The sequence below is a fragment of the Trinickia dinghuensis genome (assembly GCF_003367175.1).
Classification (GTDB): Bacteria; Pseudomonadota; Gammaproteobacteria; order Burkholderiales; family Burkholderiaceae; genus Trinickia; species Trinickia dinghuensis.
On the sequence record NZ_QRGA01000001.1, the window covers coordinates 448,990 to 463,061 of the forward strand.

Genomic DNA, 14,072 nt, shown 5'->3' on the forward strand with positions numbered 1-14,072 from the left:
ACGAATCGATCCCGGCCGATTCGAACGCGCTGCAGTTACGACGGACTTACCGATAGGCCTTATTGCGCCCGGCGGGCCGCATACGGCCGATATTCGATGCGATGACGCTCACTGCGCCCCAAGCCGCTTGATGAGCGCATCCAACTGCGCCATCTCCTCCTCGGTCAAATCGACCAGCGGCGCCCGCACCGGCCCCGCGTCGCGGCCCACGAGCTTCGCCCCCGCCTTCACGATACTGACCGCATAACCCGCGCGACGATTGCGAATCTTGAGGTAAGGCAGGAAGAATTCGTCGATCAAGCGCCCCACGGTGCCGTGATCGTCGGACGCGATCGCGCGATAAAACTCCATCGCCGTCTTCGGAATGAAATTGAACACGGCGGACGAATACACCGGCACGCCGAGCGCCTTATACGCAGCCGCATACACCTCGGCGGTAGGCAAGCCGCCGAGATAGGCAAAGCGATCGCCGAGGCGGCGGCGAATCGTCACCATCGCCTCGATCTCGCCGACACCGTCCTTGAAACCGATCAGGTTCTCGCAACGATCTGCCAATTGCTCGAGCATGTCGGCGCTGAGCTTGGAGTTCGCGCGGTTATAGACGATCACGCCCATCTTGGGCACGGCCTTGCAGACCTGCTCGACGTGCGCGGCAATGCCTTCCTGCGGCGCCTCCGTCAAGTAATGCGGCATCAAGAGAATGCCCTGAGCCCCCTTTCGCTCGGCTTCCTGCGCGTATTCGATCGCCACGCGCGTCGGGCCGCCGGCGCCGGCCAGGATCGGCACCTTGCCCTTGCACGTTTCGGTGGCCGTTTGAATGACGTTCGAGTACTCGCGCTTCGTCAGCGAAAAGAACTCGCCGGTGCCGCCCGCGGCGAACAGCGCACTCGCCCCGTAAGGCGCGAGCCATTCGAGGCGGGACGCATAGGTATCGGCCCGGAATTCGCCGTCGGCGTCGAAATCCGTAACGGGAAACGACAGAAGTCCTTCGGAAACGATAGTCTTCAGCTCTTGCGGTGTGGTCATGATCGTGGTCCTGCTCGTAATGTTCGTGAATGTATCGGGGGTATCGTTGCGTCGGCGTCAGCGTCGTTCAGCGCACGAGGCACGGACGCTTGTTGTCGAATTTCCAATTCGGAATCAGGTACTGCATGGCGACGGCATCGTCACGCGAGCCGAGACCGTGCTTCAGATAGAGCGCATGCGCCTTTTCCACTTCGTCCATGTCGATCTCGATGCCGAGGCCGGGCTTGCGCGGCACCTCGATCTTGCCGCCGGCGATTCGCAGCGGCTCGCGCGTCAAACGCTGGCCGTCCTGCCAAATCCAGTGCGTGTCGATCGCCGTCACCTTGCCCGGCGCGGCCGCGCCGACGTGCGTGAACATTGCGAGCGAGATGTCGAAGTGATTGTTCGAGTGCGACCCCCACGTGAGCCCGAACATCTGGCACAACTGCGCCACGCGCACCGAACCCTGCATCGTCCAGAAGTGCGGATCGGCAAGCGGAATATCGACCGATTGCAACTGGATCGAATGCGCCATCTGGCGCCAGTCGGTCGCGATCATGTTCGTCGCCGTCGGCAAACCCGTGGCGCGACGGAATTCGGCCATCACCTCGCGGCCCGAATAACCGCCTTCCGCGCCGCACGGATCCTCGGCGTAGGCGAGCACGCCATGCTTGTCGCGGCACAGCCGCACCGCCTCGGCGAGCGACCAAGCACCGTTCGGATCGAGCGTGACGCGCGCATCGGGAAAGCGCTCATGGAGGGCAACGATCGCTTCCATTTCCGCGTCGCCGCTCAGCACGCCGCCCTTGAGCTTGAAGTCGTTGAAGCCGTAGCGCGCCTGCGTGGCTTCGGCGAGCCGAACCACGGCCTCGGGCGTGAGCGCCTCTTCGTTGCGCAAACGGAACCATGCGTCGCCGTCGTCCGGCTCCGCGCGATAGTCGAGCGACGTCTTGCTTCGGTCGCCCACGTAGAACAGATACCCGAGCATGTCGACCGCGTCGCGCTGCTGCCCCGAACCGAGCAGCGCCGCGACCGGCACGTCGAGGAATTGGCCGAGCAGATCGAGCAGCGCGGATTCGATCGCGGTCACCGCATGGATCGTCGTGCGCAGATCGAATGTCTGCAGGCCGCGGCCGCCCGAGTCACGATCGGCGAACGCGGCTTGCATCGCGTTCAGCACCTCGTTGTAACGCCCGATGGACTGACCCACGACGAGCGCACGCGCATCTTCCAGTGTCTTGCGGATCGCCTCGCCGCCGGGCACTTCGCCGAGGCCGACGCGGCCCGCGCTGTCCTGCACGACGACGATGTTTCGCGTGAACCACGGACCGTGCGCGCCGCTGAGGTTCAACAACATGCTGTCCCGGCCTGCGACCGGAATGACCCGCAGATCGGTGACAACCGGCGTGCCGAGGAAAGTCGTATTCATCAAAAGCTCCGCTGAGTAGAAATGATCGGCGGCACGGCTTACCTCGCCAGCGATTTCACGAGGTGCACGCGCTTGATCTCGCCGACGATGACGAGGTAGCTGACGATGGCCATCGCAGCATTCGCGCTGACGAACACCAACGCTCCTGCGAACGAGCCCGTCGCCTGCACGATGTAGCCGATCACGATCGGGGTCGTGATGCCTGCCGTATTGCCGAAGGTGTTGAAGAGCCCGCCCGACAGGCCTGCCGCTTCGCGCGGCGAGGTGTCGGACACGACGGCCCATCCGAGTGCGCCGACGCCTTTCCCGAAGAACGCGAGCGACATCACGATGACGACGAGCGTGTTGTCGCTGATGTAGCTGCAGGCGATCATGCTCATCGACATCAGCATGCCGATGACGATCGGCGTCTTGCGCGACACAGAAAGCGAGCAGCCCGACGTCGACATCCTGTCCGAGATCCAGCCGCCGATGATTCCGCCGAGGAAGCCGCAGATCGCCGGCAGCGATGCGACGAAACCGGCCTTCAGGATCGTCATGCCGCGCTGCTGGACGAGATACACCGGAAACCATGTCAGGAAGAAGTAGGTCAGCGTCGTGATGCAATACTGGCCGATATAGACGCCGAGCAGCATGCGATTGCCGAGCAGCTCTTTGACGCAAGCCCAGGTCTCGACCTGTTTGGGCTGCGCGGCACCGCGGCCGGCGTCGAGCGCCACGAGCGCGCCGCCTTCCTCGAGATATCGGAGTTCGCTTTCGCTGACGTTCGGATGTTCCTTCGGCCCATGGATGACTTTGAGCCAGACACCCGCGCAGACGATGCCCACCACGCCCATGAACGCGAATGCGCTCTGCCACCCGTAGGTATGCACGAGCCAGCCCATGATCGGCGCGAACAACACGGTCGCGAAGTACTGGGCCGAGTTGAAAATTGCCGCGGCCATGCCTCGCTCGTGCGACGGAAACCACGCCGCGGCGATGCGGCTATTGCCCGGAAACGACGGCGCTTCGGCCGCGCCGACGACAAGCCGCAGCAAGAACAGCGCGGCGACGGCCGCGCCGCCCGTTAGGAAACCGACCGCGCCTTGAAACAGCGTGAAGATCGACCACAGCAGAATGCTGAAAAAGTAAGTAATGCGCGAGCCGAATCGGTCGAGCAGCCAGCCGCCGGGCAACTGCGCGATCACGTAGGACCACGCGAACGCCGAGAAGATATAGCCCATTTCGACGGGCGAGAGCCCCATCGCCTTGCGAATCGCCGCGCCTGCAATCGAGATCGTCGCGCGGTCGGCGTAGTTGACCGTCGTGACGATGAAGAGCATCGCGAGGATGCCCCAGCGCGTGCGAGACGCGAGCTTCCCGGCGATCGGCGCACTCGACGCTTGTATCTGTTCCATCTTCGTCTCCTCCGATTCGAAGCGTTCGCCGCACGGCAACGAATAGCTCCGGAGTGGTTGTTCGTTGCATTCTCGGAGGAGGTCGATTCAAGATCAAATCAACAAGTGACTCGATTGATTCAAATTTTGGATCAATGCGTCGAACGGGCGGCACGGACGAACTTCTAGGACGGATTTCTTCCACACGTGCGCCGATCCGCATCGTGGGCGTTTATCGATTCGCGAAGGTCGGCAGGATTTGGTTTTTGACGATCGCCAGGATTGGATTGTCGTTGCTGCGCCGGAATGCGCAGATCGTTTCGACCGGCCGCGGCGGATCCGTCTCGATCGGACGCAGGACGACGCCTTCGAAACGCAGCCGCGTCGCCGCTTCCGGAATGAGCGCCGCGCCGATGCCGGCGTGAACGAGCGCCAGCATCGTATGGATCTGCGCGACATGCTCGACGAAATCCGGCACCACGCCCGCCCGGTCGAAGATCGTCTGCATCAGCCGATAGAAGTAATCCGCCTCATAGGGCGAGTACATGAGAAGCGGGCGGCCATGCAAATCGGCGGCAACGGGGTGCTCGGGCCAATTCGCGGCCTGGCTCTCGGGAATCGCTAGCACGAGGCCTTCGTTGCCGAGCATTGCCGTTTCGAGTTCGCCGCTATCGACGTGCGGGCGCAAAACGCCGATGTCGAGCTGTCCCGAAGCGAGCGCTTTGAGTTGATCGCGGCTCACTAGCTCCTTGAGCGTCAGCGCGACACCGGGCGAGTGTTCATGCACGAGGCGCACGAGTTTCGGCAGCAGGCCGTACCCGGAGGCCGCCGTGAAGCCGATCGACAGAAATCCGGTCTCGCCCTTCGCGACGCGGCGAGCGGTGTACGCGGCTTCCTCCGCAAGGCGAAGGATCCGCGCCGCCTCTTGCAAGAACGAACGGCCCGCGGCGGTGAGCCGAACCGTGCGGCTCGTCCGATCCAACAGCGGCGTGCCGATCTGATGCTCGAGCAGCCGGATTTGCCGGCTCAGCGGCGGCTGCGTCATGTTCAGACGCTCGGCCGCGCGGCTGAAGTGCAGTTCCTCGGCAACGGCGACGAAACAACGGATTTGGCTGATCTCGAACATGGTGGGCTGCGGCCTCAAGCGATCTCAAACGATCTTCAAAGCACCTCCGGCGAACGCCGAGGATCGACGTCGAGGCAGCACACGAGCACCTCCGCATCTTCATCGCCGATGCTGATGTACACGTGCCCCACGGCGCTGTCGAAATACAGGCTATCGCCGCGCGACAAGCTGTACGCCGCGCCGGTCTCGAAGCGCAGTTCCAGCTCGCCGTAGAGCACGAAGAGAAATTCCTCGCCGCTGTGACGGATGAAGTCCGGAAATTCTTCGAGCGAACGCGCACGGATGCGTCCGCGCATGGGGACCATGCGCTTGCCCGTGAGGTCGTTGGCGATCATCCCGTACTCGTAGAGCGGCGTGTTGTACGTCATCTGCTCGCCCGAGCGTGTCAGCGACGGCTCGATCGATCCCGTCGCCGCGCGTTCGTCTTTCCCGAACATCGTATCGAAGTCGACACCCAATGCATGCGCGAGCGCGGCGAACTTGTCGTAGGTCAATGCAATGTCGCCCCGTTCCGCCTTGGAAATCGTCGACAAGGCAATCCCCGACAGGTCCGACAACTGCATCAGCGTGAAGCCCCGCGACTTGCGAGCCTCGCGCAGGCGTGCACCGACGATCTTGTGGTCGATTTCCATGGAAGCAGCGGCTCTCCGTGCGGGTTTTATCGTATACGAGAATTCTATTTTTCTCATATATGATAACGCTCACGCCGTCCTTTATCCCTAAGAGGAGTGAGCCGTGGCATCCATCGCGTTACAAAAAGCAGGGCTCTCGAAGCGTCAGATCATTACAGCGACGACGCTCGGCACGGCGCTCGAGTACTACGACTTCACGATCTACAGCTTTTTCGCGATCCCGATCGGCAAGCTCTTTTTTCCTTCCGCGTCGCCGGTCAATCAGTTCCTGCTGTCCATCGCGATCTTCGGCGTCGGGTTCGTCGTCCGACCGCTCGGCGGCATCGTCATCGGCGCATATGCCGATCGTGCCGGCCGCAAGAACGCGATGGTCCTGACGATCATGCTGATGGCGCTCAGTTGCGCACTGATCGCCTGCGCGCCCACGTACTCGGTCGTCGGCGTGGCCGCGCCGCTGATCGTGCTCGCGGCACGGCTCGTTCAGGGATTCGCGGCCGGCGGCGAGTTCGGCCCCGGCACCACGCTGCTGGTCGAATACGCGAGCGATCGAACGCGTGCGTATTTCGCTAGCTGGAACTTCGCGGCCACGGCGCTCGGGGTGGCGTTGGGAGCAGCCGTCGCATCGCTGATCAATTTCGCGCTGCCGAAGGAAGCTGTCGGCGAATGGGGATGGCGCTTGCCTTTCCTGCTCGGCATTTTCGTCGCGCCGGTCGGAGCGCTGATTCGCCGCAGGCTCGAAGAAACGCTCAGCGTCGCCGATCAGCGCGCGCATCGCGGCAACGCACTGAAGGCAGCGCTCACCACGCATTGGCGGCTGACCGTCCTCGGAACGTTCGCCGAGCTGGGCGGGTCCGTATCGATCTACGTCATGACGTTTTATCTGCCCAACCATGCGGTACGCACGCTCCACCTGTCGCATACGACCGCCGTCTTATCGGCCGTGGTCAGCGCACTCGTGCTCTTCGTCGTCGCACCGCTCGCGGGCAAGCTCGCCGATCGCATCGGCCGCAAGCCTGTGTTGATCGCGTCGCGCGTGATCCTGTTGCTGACCGTCTATCCCGCGTTCGCATGGCTGACGGCGCAGCCGTCGGTCGGCTTGCTGTGCGCGTTGTCCGCGTTTCTCGCGATCTTCGTCGCTGGGCAGATCGTGCCGGTGCTCGTGATGATTCCCGAACTCTTCCCGCGCGAGGTGCGCGCCACCGGGATTGCGCTCACCTACGTGGTAAGCGCATCCTTCTTCGGCGGCTTTTCTCCGCTGATCGCCGGCTGGATCGTTGCGCGCACAGGCAATCCGCTCGCGCCGGCGTGGTATGTTGCCGCGGCCTGCGCGGTGTCGCTGATTCCGGTGTTCTGGCTGCGCGATCGCACCGGCGAAGCGATAGGTTGATCCCCCATCTCTTCCATTGGAGCACCCAATGACGCAAGACAACTCCGGAGTCACCAGTCTATCGGCCGTCGAATTGAGAAGGCTGATCGGGGCCAAGGCCATTTCTCCGGTCGAACTGCTCGATGCATGCATTGCCCGCATCGAAGCAGTCAATCCGGCCGTCAATGCCGTGACGGCAACCTGTTTCGATGCCGCGCGCGATGCCGCGAAAGCCGCCGAGCAAACCGTGATGGACGGCAAGCCCCTCGGCTTGCTGCACGGCCTTCCCTTGGGCGTCAAAGATCTCGAGGATACCGCGGGCCTGCTGACCACCTACGGTTCGCCGGCATCGCGTGGCCACGTTCCGTCCAGCGATGTGTTGGTCGTCGAGCGCCTTCGCGCGGCAGGCGCGATTCTCGCCGCGAAAACGAACGTGCCGGAACTGGGCGCGGGGGCGAATACGCGCAATCCGGTTTGGGGCGCGACGGGTAACCCGTTCAATCCGGCGCTCAACGCAGGCGGCTCGTCGGGCGGCTCGGCCGCGGCACTCGCCTGCGACATGCTGCCGATTTGTACCGGCTCGGATACGGGAGGCTCGCTGCGCATTCCCGCGTCGAAATGCGGTGTGGTCGGCTTTCGCCCATCCCCGGGGCTCGTGCCCAATTCGCGGCGCGTGCTCGGGTGGACGCCAATCTCCGTGGTGGGTCCCATGGGGCGCGACGTGGCCGAAACGGCGTTGCAGCTCGCGGCGACCGCGGGTGAATCGGCGCTCGATCCGCTCAGCTATGCGGTCGATCCGCTTGCATTCTCCCTACCCGCGGATCTCGATCCGTCGACGCTGCGGATCGGCTTTACCGAAGACTTCGGCTGCTGCGACGTCGACAGCGATATTCGCGCCGTCTTCCGCGCAAGGATGGCCGAACTCGCGCGCATCGTCCACACCTGCGAGCCGGTCGATTTCGATTTCGGGGACGCGCATCGCTGCTTCGACGTGATCCGTGCGGAGAGTTTCGTCGCGGGCCTGCACGCCCTCTACGAACGCGATCCGAGCGCGCTCGGGCCCAACACCCGCGCGAACTACGAAATGGGCGCGAAGATGTCGCTCGCCGACGGCGCATGGGCGCATGCCGAGCAAACGCGCATTTTTCAGCGTTTCCAGCGGGCATTCTCGACGTTCGATGTGATCGTCTCGCCCGTCACGCCGGTTTCGCCGTTCCCGTGGACGGACCTGTATGCCACGACGGTCGAAGGCCGGCCGCAGGAGAACTATTACCGCTGGCTCGCGCTGACCTACGTCGTGACGTTGACCACGAATCCCGCGCTTGCACTGCCGTGCGGCGTCGACGCGGCCGGCATGCCGTTCGGCCTGCAGATCGTCGGGCCGTTTCGCGGCGATCTGCAAACGCTGCGCGTGTCGCAAGCGCTCGAGCGTGCGTTCGCGGCTTCGCCGACGCTGCGCCGTCCTCGCCCCGATCTCGCGCGTCTCACGGAGCCGAACCCGGCGCTGAAGTCGATCGTCACCGCACCGCCGGATCTCAATGCGAGCGAAGGCGGTGCGTCCGGCCCTTCGGCGGTATGAGTGCGATGTGCCAGAACGAAGATACGTTGACCGGGATGCTGTTGACCCATCGCGCGTCGTGGAGCTTGCTGCCGCAACAAGGGATTGGCGGTGCGACATAGAAATAGCAACGCGGACTCGGGAAAGAAAACAATGAAAGTCGATGCAATCGTGTTGGGCGCCGGCATCGTGGGCGTCTCGGTGGCGCTGCAACTGAAGCGGCGCGGCTTATCCGTCGCGCTCGTCGATCGCAAGGCGCCCGGCAACGAAACGTCGCTCGGCAACGCCGGGCTGATCCAGCGCGAAGGCGTTTATCCCTACGCCTTTCCTCGGCAGTTCGCTTCGCTCGTCCACTATGCCGGCAACCGCGCGACGGATGTGCGCTACCACCCGGCGGCGATGCCGAAACTGCTGCCGTTTCTCTCCAAGTATTGGCACCATTCGCGTGCCGACCGCCATGCCGCGATTGCACGCGCCTACTCGACGCTGATCGAGCATTGCGTGACCGAGCATCGGACGCTCGTCGAAGAAGCCGGCGCTCAATCGCTCGTGCGCAGCGACGGGTGGATGAAGATCTTTCATTCGGCTCGCGCGATGGAGGCGACCATCGCGGATGCGCGGCGTTGGGAGGCGGAATACGGCGTACCGCATGAAGTCTTGGACAGCGTCGCGCTGCGCGCGGCCGAGCCCGCACTGAGCCATGCGCTCGTCGGCGCGGTGCGGTACCCGTCTTCCGATTCGACCAGCGATCCGAACGGCCTCGTGACGGCCTATGCGCGTCTTTTCGAGCGGCTCGGCGGACACATCCTGATCGGCGACGCGAACACGCTCGAACCGTCGTGGCGCGTCGCGACGCAGGAAGGCCCTGTGGAAGCGCACTCGGCCGTGGTTGCGCTGGGCCCCTGGTCGAACGATATCGCGCAGGGGCTCGGCTACGAACTGCCGCTTGCCGTGAAGCGCGGCTATCACATGCATTACGCGGCACGGGACGGCGCTCGGTTGAATCACCCGGTACTGGACGTGGAAAACGGCTACCTGATCACGCCGATGGCGCGCGGCATCCGGTTGACCACCGGGGTAGAACTCGGCTTTCGCGACACCCAAAAGACGCCCGTGCAACTCGAGGCCGTCGAACCGCTCGCGCGCGACGTGTTCCCGCTCGGCGAACGCATCGACCCGGAACCATGGCTCGGAAGCCGGCCGTGCACGCCCGATATGCTCCCTATCATCGGGCCCGGGACGAAACATCGGGATCTCTGGTTTGCGTTCGGCCACGCGCATCATGGCCTGACGCTCGGGCCGATCACGGGCCGGCTGATCGCCGAGATGATGACCGGCACGCCGACGGTCGTGGACCCTCGACCGTTTCGCGCCGATCGGTTTTGAGCCGAATCCCGGCTTTCCGCGCTCAGACCTGGCCGATACCGCCGTCGGCCATCAAATCGGCGCCCGTGACGTACGAACTTTGCTCGGAGGCGAGGAAAAGCGCCGCACCGGCGATTTCCTCAGCGCGAGCGACTCGGCCGATCGGCACCATGGCTTGATACATGCTCACGAGTTCCTCGCGTGTGGCAGATTGCGAGTCGAGGATCGGCGTATCGGTCACGCCGGGGCTGAGCATGTTGACGCGAATGCCACGATCCTTGAATTCCGCCGCCCAGGTGCGTGCATAAGAACGCAGCGCCGCCTTGGTCGCAGCGTAAGCGGTGTGCCCGGGAATGCCCATGAGGTGCATGGCCGACGACACCAGGATGATCGATCCACGCCCCGTCATCATCGGCAACAGCTTCTGCACCATGAAGACGGGGCCGCGCGCCATGAGGTTGAACGCCTTGTCGAAATGCTCGGGCGTGATGGTCTCGATCGAAGCCTGCTCGGTATAGCCCGCGTTCGAAACGACGATGTCGACGGCACCCCGTTCTTCCCTGACCGCGGCGGCGACGCGATCTAGGTCGTCCAGGTTCGCCGCATCGGCTCGAATTGCGGTGACGTTGCGTCCGATCGACTCGGCGGCCTCGTCGAGCTGCGCTTGCCTCCGGCCGAAGATGACTACATGAGCGCCTTCGGCGACGAATCGCTGCGCGATCGCCAAACCGATACCGGTCGTGCCGCCGCTGACGACGGCCGTCTTGCCTTGAAGAGTCGACATTGAATCCCTCTGTCTTGTGGTGATGGACAGAGGGGATCGTAATTGCCGCCCGTTCGCATGATAATCCGGCTATTTTTCATAAGTTCCATTCCCTGATAGAATAGATCGACGGCGTGGCGGCGGTTGATCGCTAAATCCAGATCGAGCCGGAGCCGCTGGGAAGCATGCGGCGCCGCATATCGCCAATGATTGATTCGGACGACTACGACAATGGATCGATTTCACGAATTGAGCGCCTTCGTCGCCGTTGTCGAAGCAGGCGGCTTTTCCGCCGCGGCGCGCAGAACCGGCGATTCGCAGTCGGCTATCAGCAAAGCAGTCGGTGCGCTGGAGAAGCGTCTCGGCGTCATCCTGCTGAACCGAAGCACACGCAGCGTGACGCTGACAGACCAGGGGCTGCACTACTACGACCGGATCAAGCCGCTCATCGACGAGATGGATGAAGCCGACGGCGAACTGGCCGATAGCACCGTCAATGTCCCTGGGCTGATCAGGATCGCCGTAGCCGCCACGTTCGGCCGCCTTCACGTTCTGCCGCTCATCCCCGAACTGCTATCGCGCCATCCCGGCCTTCAGGTGGATCTCGTGCTTTCGGACTCCATGCGCGATATGGCCGAAGACAGGATCGACCTGGCGATCCGAGTGGGGCCGGTCGACGATCCCGATGCCGTCGTCAAGCGCATCGGCCGCACGCCGCTCGTGTGCGTGGGTTCCCGCCGCTACTTCGAGCAACATGGGATGCCCAAGACGCCGGCCGATCTCGTCGATCACAACTGCCTCTTATACGGCGGGCTGATGGAGTCGACGAATTGGCCGTTCGTCGGGCCCGAAGGACGATACAGCGTGGCCGTTCGCGGGAATCTTTCGTCCAACAGCGTCGAGACGATCCGCGCGGGGGTGCTGGCCGGCGTCGGCATTGGGCTGTTCGCCAAGGTGTCTCTTGCGGATGAACTGCGGCATCCGGAGGTGATCACGGTGCTCGACGAGTTCATCGGCGATGCCAGGGACGTCAGCATCGTCTGGCCAAGACGGCGGTTCGTACCCGCACGTGTGCGGCGCGCGACCGAGTTCTTTGCTTCGGCGCTGCCGGATCGGCTTTAGCCGCCTGATTTAGCGCTTACTCAGTCTCTTGCCCGCCTGCGTGAAAATCCCGCTCACGACGAGCGTGGACGTCGTGCCGAGAATGACTTGCAAGAGCCGGGACAACGGTACGCCCCAGAGCGGGCCTTGCATCGGAACCAACAGCACGATCGTCGCCGTGATCGCGCCGAGGCGCGCCGCGCTACCCACGTTCACGCACCAACAGGCGAGGATCACGGCCGCTATTGTCGTCGCATAGCCGACGATCTCGTGCGCCCCGGCGCCGAGCCATGCGCCGACGAAACCGAATAGCCCGCCGGCGAATGCGCCGATGAATTGATCGCGAGACAGATTGCGGGTGTCCGAATACCGATGCTGCGTGACGGCGATGGCCGTAATCGCGGCCCAGAAGGGCTGCTTCGTGTCGAACGCACTCGCGATGCCATAGGCGAGGCACGCACCGCAGACGGCCTGCAACGCCATCAGGACGCCCTCCGAAATGCGATCCAGAAACGGCGAGCCCTTCACCAGATCGATCAACACGTTGGCAGCCTGCATGCGCGCCTCGTGGCGCTCTGCTTTCGTCTCTCCTTCCGTTTCCGTCGTCACTTCGCGCTCGTCGTCGGTCATAGGCTGGTTTGGATTGTGAAGATTGTATAAGTCGGCAAATATCGTTCGAAGCCTTCGACGTCGGCGAACAAGATGGGTTCGCCGGACCCGCGTTGCCGACCAGGCCCGGTAATTGCAGACGGTTTGTCGTTCAAGGAGGGTCGCATGGACGACGAGAAGCTCCAAGAACCGGAAAGTGCGGTCGAGGACGCGGTCGAACGATCATGGACCAAACGGCTCGGCCCGGGCTTGATCACGGGTGCGGCGGATGACGATCCCTCGGGAATCGGCACGTATTCGCAAGCGGGTGCGCAGTTCGGATACAACCTGTTGTGGACGCTGCTGCTGACCTACCCGCTCATGACGGCGATACAGCTCGTCAGCGCGTGCATCGGGCGTGTCACGGGCAAGGGCCTCGCATCCAACATGCGTGCTCACTACCCGAGGTGGCTGCTCTATGGCGCGGTGATCCTGTTGGTCATCGCCAACGTCATCAACATCGCGGCGGATCTATCGGCGATGGGCGTATCGGCCCAATTACTGATAAGGACTCCTCAGCAGCTCAATGTCGTGGTGCTGGGCGGTTTGTCGGTCATCCTGCAGATCTTTATTCCCTATGATCGCTATGCGCGCCTGCTCAAGTGGATTGCGCTGGTACTCCTGGCTTACGTCGCCGTCGCCCTCGTCGTGCCGATCCACTGGGGCGACGTTGCTCATGCGATCGTGCTGCCGCGCTTCTCCCTCTCGTCCGACTACCTCACGACGGTCGTGGCCGTGCTCGGCACCACCATCAGCCCCTATCTGTTCTTCTGGCAGGCGTCGCAGGAGGTGGAGGAGATGCGATCGGAGCCCGGTCAAAAGCCATTGCGCCGCATGCCGCATCAGGCGCCCGCGCAGTTGCGCCGCATCAACCTCGACACGTGGGTCGGCATGGGCGTGTCGAATGTCATCGCGTTCTTTATCGTATTGACCGCGGCAGCGACGCTTCATCTGCATCACGTCGACGTTAAGACATCCGCCGACGCGGCGCGGGCGCTCGAACCGATCGGCGGCCGTTTCGCGTACGTGCTGTTTTCGTTGGGCATCATCGGGACGGGGTTGCTGGCGCTTCCCGTGCTTGCCGGATCGGCTGCCTACGCCGCCGCGGGCTGCTTTCGCTGGCGCAGCAGTCTCGCACTGCATCTCACGCTCGCGCGCCAATTCTATGCGGTCATCGCCTTGTCGATCGTCGGCGGCGTAACGATCGCGTTCATGCATTTCGATCCGATCCGTGCGCTGTACTGGAGCGCGGTGATCAATGGCGTCACCGCCGTGCCGATCATGGCGATCATCATGCACATGGCTCGAAGCAAGCGAATCATGGGCCAGTTCGCCGTCAAAGGCGCGATGGCCTGGGGCGGATGGCTTGCGACGATCGCGATGGCGATCGCGGCGGTGGGGGTGTTCGTGCCGGGGTAAGGTCGTCGTTTAGTTGCGACGACCCTCCGGTTCTAGCTTGGTAGGATTTTTTATCGGGCCGATCATCGGCACCCTTCTTCTTTTGTTTTCGGCCGCTGGGGCGGCTGCCGCGGGTCCGACCCGCGTCGTCCCGGCTCTCTGGCGCAGGCATCCGGCGGCGCGACGTAGGGCAAGTCGTCGCAGCAGCATGCGTAGATCGGGAATCCAAAGGCGTTCGTGCCGACGATAGTGGTCGGTCCGTGCAGAGGACACACGGCGTTCATGGTGCCTCCCGAAATTCAGTC

Annotated in this window: 12 protein-coding genes; 5 read left to right on the forward strand and 7 right to left on the reverse strand. The window is 63.5% G+C overall.

The features are described from left to right. Positions 1–108: 108 nt before the first annotated feature. The 5 genes from kdgD to DWV00_RS01990 all read right to left on the reverse strand — a co-directional run bounded on the left by kdgD (position 109) and on the right by DWV00_RS01990 (position 5,568). Positions 109–1,026: a 5-dehydro-4-deoxyglucarate dehydratase gene (kdgD, locus tag DWV00_RS01970; protein ID WP_115531836.1), complete on the reverse strand. Its 918-nt coding sequence runs from the start codon at positions 1,024–1,026 to the stop codon at positions 109–111. A gap of 67 nt (positions 1,027–1,093) precedes the next feature. Beyond that, positions 1,094–2,434, reverse strand: coding sequence for a glucarate dehydratase (gene gudD / locus DWV00_RS01975; protein ID WP_115531837.1), 1,341 nt, complete (start codon positions 2,432–2,434; stop codon positions 1,094–1,096). 38 nt (positions 2,435–2,472) lie between these two features. Further along, positions 2,473–3,831: an MFS transporter gene (locus tag DWV00_RS01980; protein ID WP_115532225.1), complete on the reverse strand. Its 1,359-nt coding sequence runs from the start codon at positions 3,829–3,831 to the stop codon at positions 2,473–2,475. Between the two features lie 211 nt (positions 3,832–4,042). Then, positions 4,043–4,936 (reverse strand): LysR substrate-binding domain-containing protein, encoded by an 894-nt coding sequence (locus DWV00_RS01985; protein ID WP_115531838.1) that lies wholly within the window; start codon positions 4,934–4,936, stop codon positions 4,043–4,045. 35 nt (positions 4,937–4,971) lie between these two features. Further along, entirely contained in the window at positions 4,972–5,568 is a 597-nt protein-coding gene (locus DWV00_RS01990; RefSeq protein ID WP_115531839.1) for a helix-turn-helix domain-containing protein, read from the reverse strand. 103 nt (positions 5,569–5,671) lie between these two features. Here DWV00_RS01990 and DWV00_RS01995 point away from each other — a divergent pair, with 103 nt between their 5' ends. The 3 genes from DWV00_RS01995 to DWV00_RS02005 all read left to right on the forward strand — a co-directional run bounded on the left by DWV00_RS01995 (position 5,672) and on the right by DWV00_RS02005 (position 9,878). Then, entirely contained in the window at positions 5,672–6,955 is a 1,284-nt protein-coding gene (locus DWV00_RS01995) for an MFS transporter (RefSeq protein ID WP_115531840.1), read from the forward strand. A gap of 28 nt (positions 6,956–6,983) precedes the next feature. Beyond that, positions 6,984–8,513 (forward strand): amidase, encoded by a 1,530-nt coding sequence (locus DWV00_RS02000; RefSeq protein ID WP_115531841.1) that lies wholly within the window; start codon positions 6,984–6,986, stop codon positions 8,511–8,513. 132 nt (positions 8,514–8,645) lie between these two features. After that, on the forward strand, positions 8,646–9,878 hold the full coding sequence (locus DWV00_RS02005) for an NAD(P)/FAD-dependent oxidoreductase (RefSeq protein ID WP_115531842.1): 1,233 nt from the start codon (positions 8,646–8,648) through the stop codon (positions 9,876–9,878). A gap of 22 nt (positions 9,879–9,900) precedes the next feature. Here the strand turns inward: DWV00_RS02005 and DWV00_RS02010 are convergent, their stop codons facing one another. Next, on the reverse strand, positions 9,901–10,641 hold the full coding sequence (locus DWV00_RS02010) for an SDR family NAD(P)-dependent oxidoreductase (protein WP_115531843.1): 741 nt from the start codon (positions 10,639–10,641) through the stop codon (positions 9,901–9,903). A 210-nt stretch (positions 10,642–10,851) separates the two neighbouring features. Here DWV00_RS02010 and DWV00_RS02015 point away from each other — a divergent pair, with 210 nt between their 5' ends. Beyond that, entirely contained in the window at positions 10,852–11,742 is an 891-nt protein-coding gene (locus DWV00_RS02015) for a LysR family transcriptional regulator (protein ID WP_115531844.1), read from the forward strand. 9 nt (positions 11,743–11,751) lie between these two features. Here DWV00_RS02015 and DWV00_RS02020 read toward each other — a convergent pair whose 3' ends face one another. Then, positions 11,752–12,351, reverse strand: coding sequence for an FUSC family protein (locus DWV00_RS02020; protein WP_115531845.1), 600 nt, complete (start codon positions 12,349–12,351; stop codon positions 11,752–11,754). Positions 12,352–12,495: 144 nt separating this feature from the next. Between DWV00_RS02020 and DWV00_RS02025 the strand changes: the two genes are divergently transcribed. Then, entirely contained in the window at positions 12,496–13,788 is a 1,293-nt protein-coding gene (locus DWV00_RS02025; protein WP_115531846.1) for an NRAMP family divalent metal transporter, read from the forward strand. Positions 13,789–14,072: the final 284 nt, after the last annotated feature.

What these genes read in the sequence shown, in the direction of transcription:
- kdgD (WP_115531836.1), bottom strand. Translation starts at nt 1,026, where the DNA reads ATGACCACACCGCAAGAGCTGAAGACTATCGTTTCCGAAGGACTTCTG.
- gudD (WP_115531837.1), bottom strand. Translation starts at nt 2,434, where the DNA reads ATGAATACGACTTTCCTCGGCACGCCGGTTGTCACCGATCTGCGGGTC.
- DWV00_RS01980 (WP_115532225.1), bottom strand. Translation starts at nt 3,831, where the DNA reads ATGGAACAGATACAAGCGTCGAGTGCGCCGATCGCCGGGAAGCTCGCG.
- DWV00_RS01985 (WP_115531838.1), bottom strand. Translation starts at nt 4,936, where the DNA reads ATGTTCGAGATCAGCCAAATCCGTTGTTTCGTCGCCGTTGCCGAGGAA.
- DWV00_RS01990 (WP_115531839.1), bottom strand. Translation starts at nt 5,568, where the DNA reads ATGGAAATCGACCACAAGATCGTCGGTGCACGCCTGCGCGAGGCTCGC.
- DWV00_RS02000 (WP_115531841.1), top strand. Translation starts at nt 6,984, where the DNA reads ATGACGCAAGACAACTCCGGAGTCACCAGTCTATCGGCCGTCGAATTG.
- DWV00_RS02005 (WP_115531842.1), top strand. Translation starts at nt 8,646, where the DNA reads ATGAAAGTCGATGCAATCGTGTTGGGCGCCGGCATCGTGGGCGTCTCG.
- DWV00_RS02010 (WP_115531843.1), bottom strand. Translation starts at nt 10,641, where the DNA reads ATGTCGACTCTTCAAGGCAAGACGGCCGTCGTCAGCGGCGGCACGACC.
- DWV00_RS02015 (WP_115531844.1), top strand. Translation starts at nt 10,852, where the DNA reads ATGGATCGATTTCACGAATTGAGCGCCTTCGTCGCCGTTGTCGAAGCA.
- DWV00_RS02020 (WP_115531845.1), bottom strand. Translation starts at nt 12,351, where the DNA reads ATGACCGACGACGAGCGCGAAGTGACGACGGAAACGGAAGGAGAGACG.
- DWV00_RS02025 (WP_115531846.1), top strand. Translation starts at nt 12,496, where the DNA reads ATGGACGACGAGAAGCTCCAAGAACCGGAAAGTGCGGTCGAGGACGCG.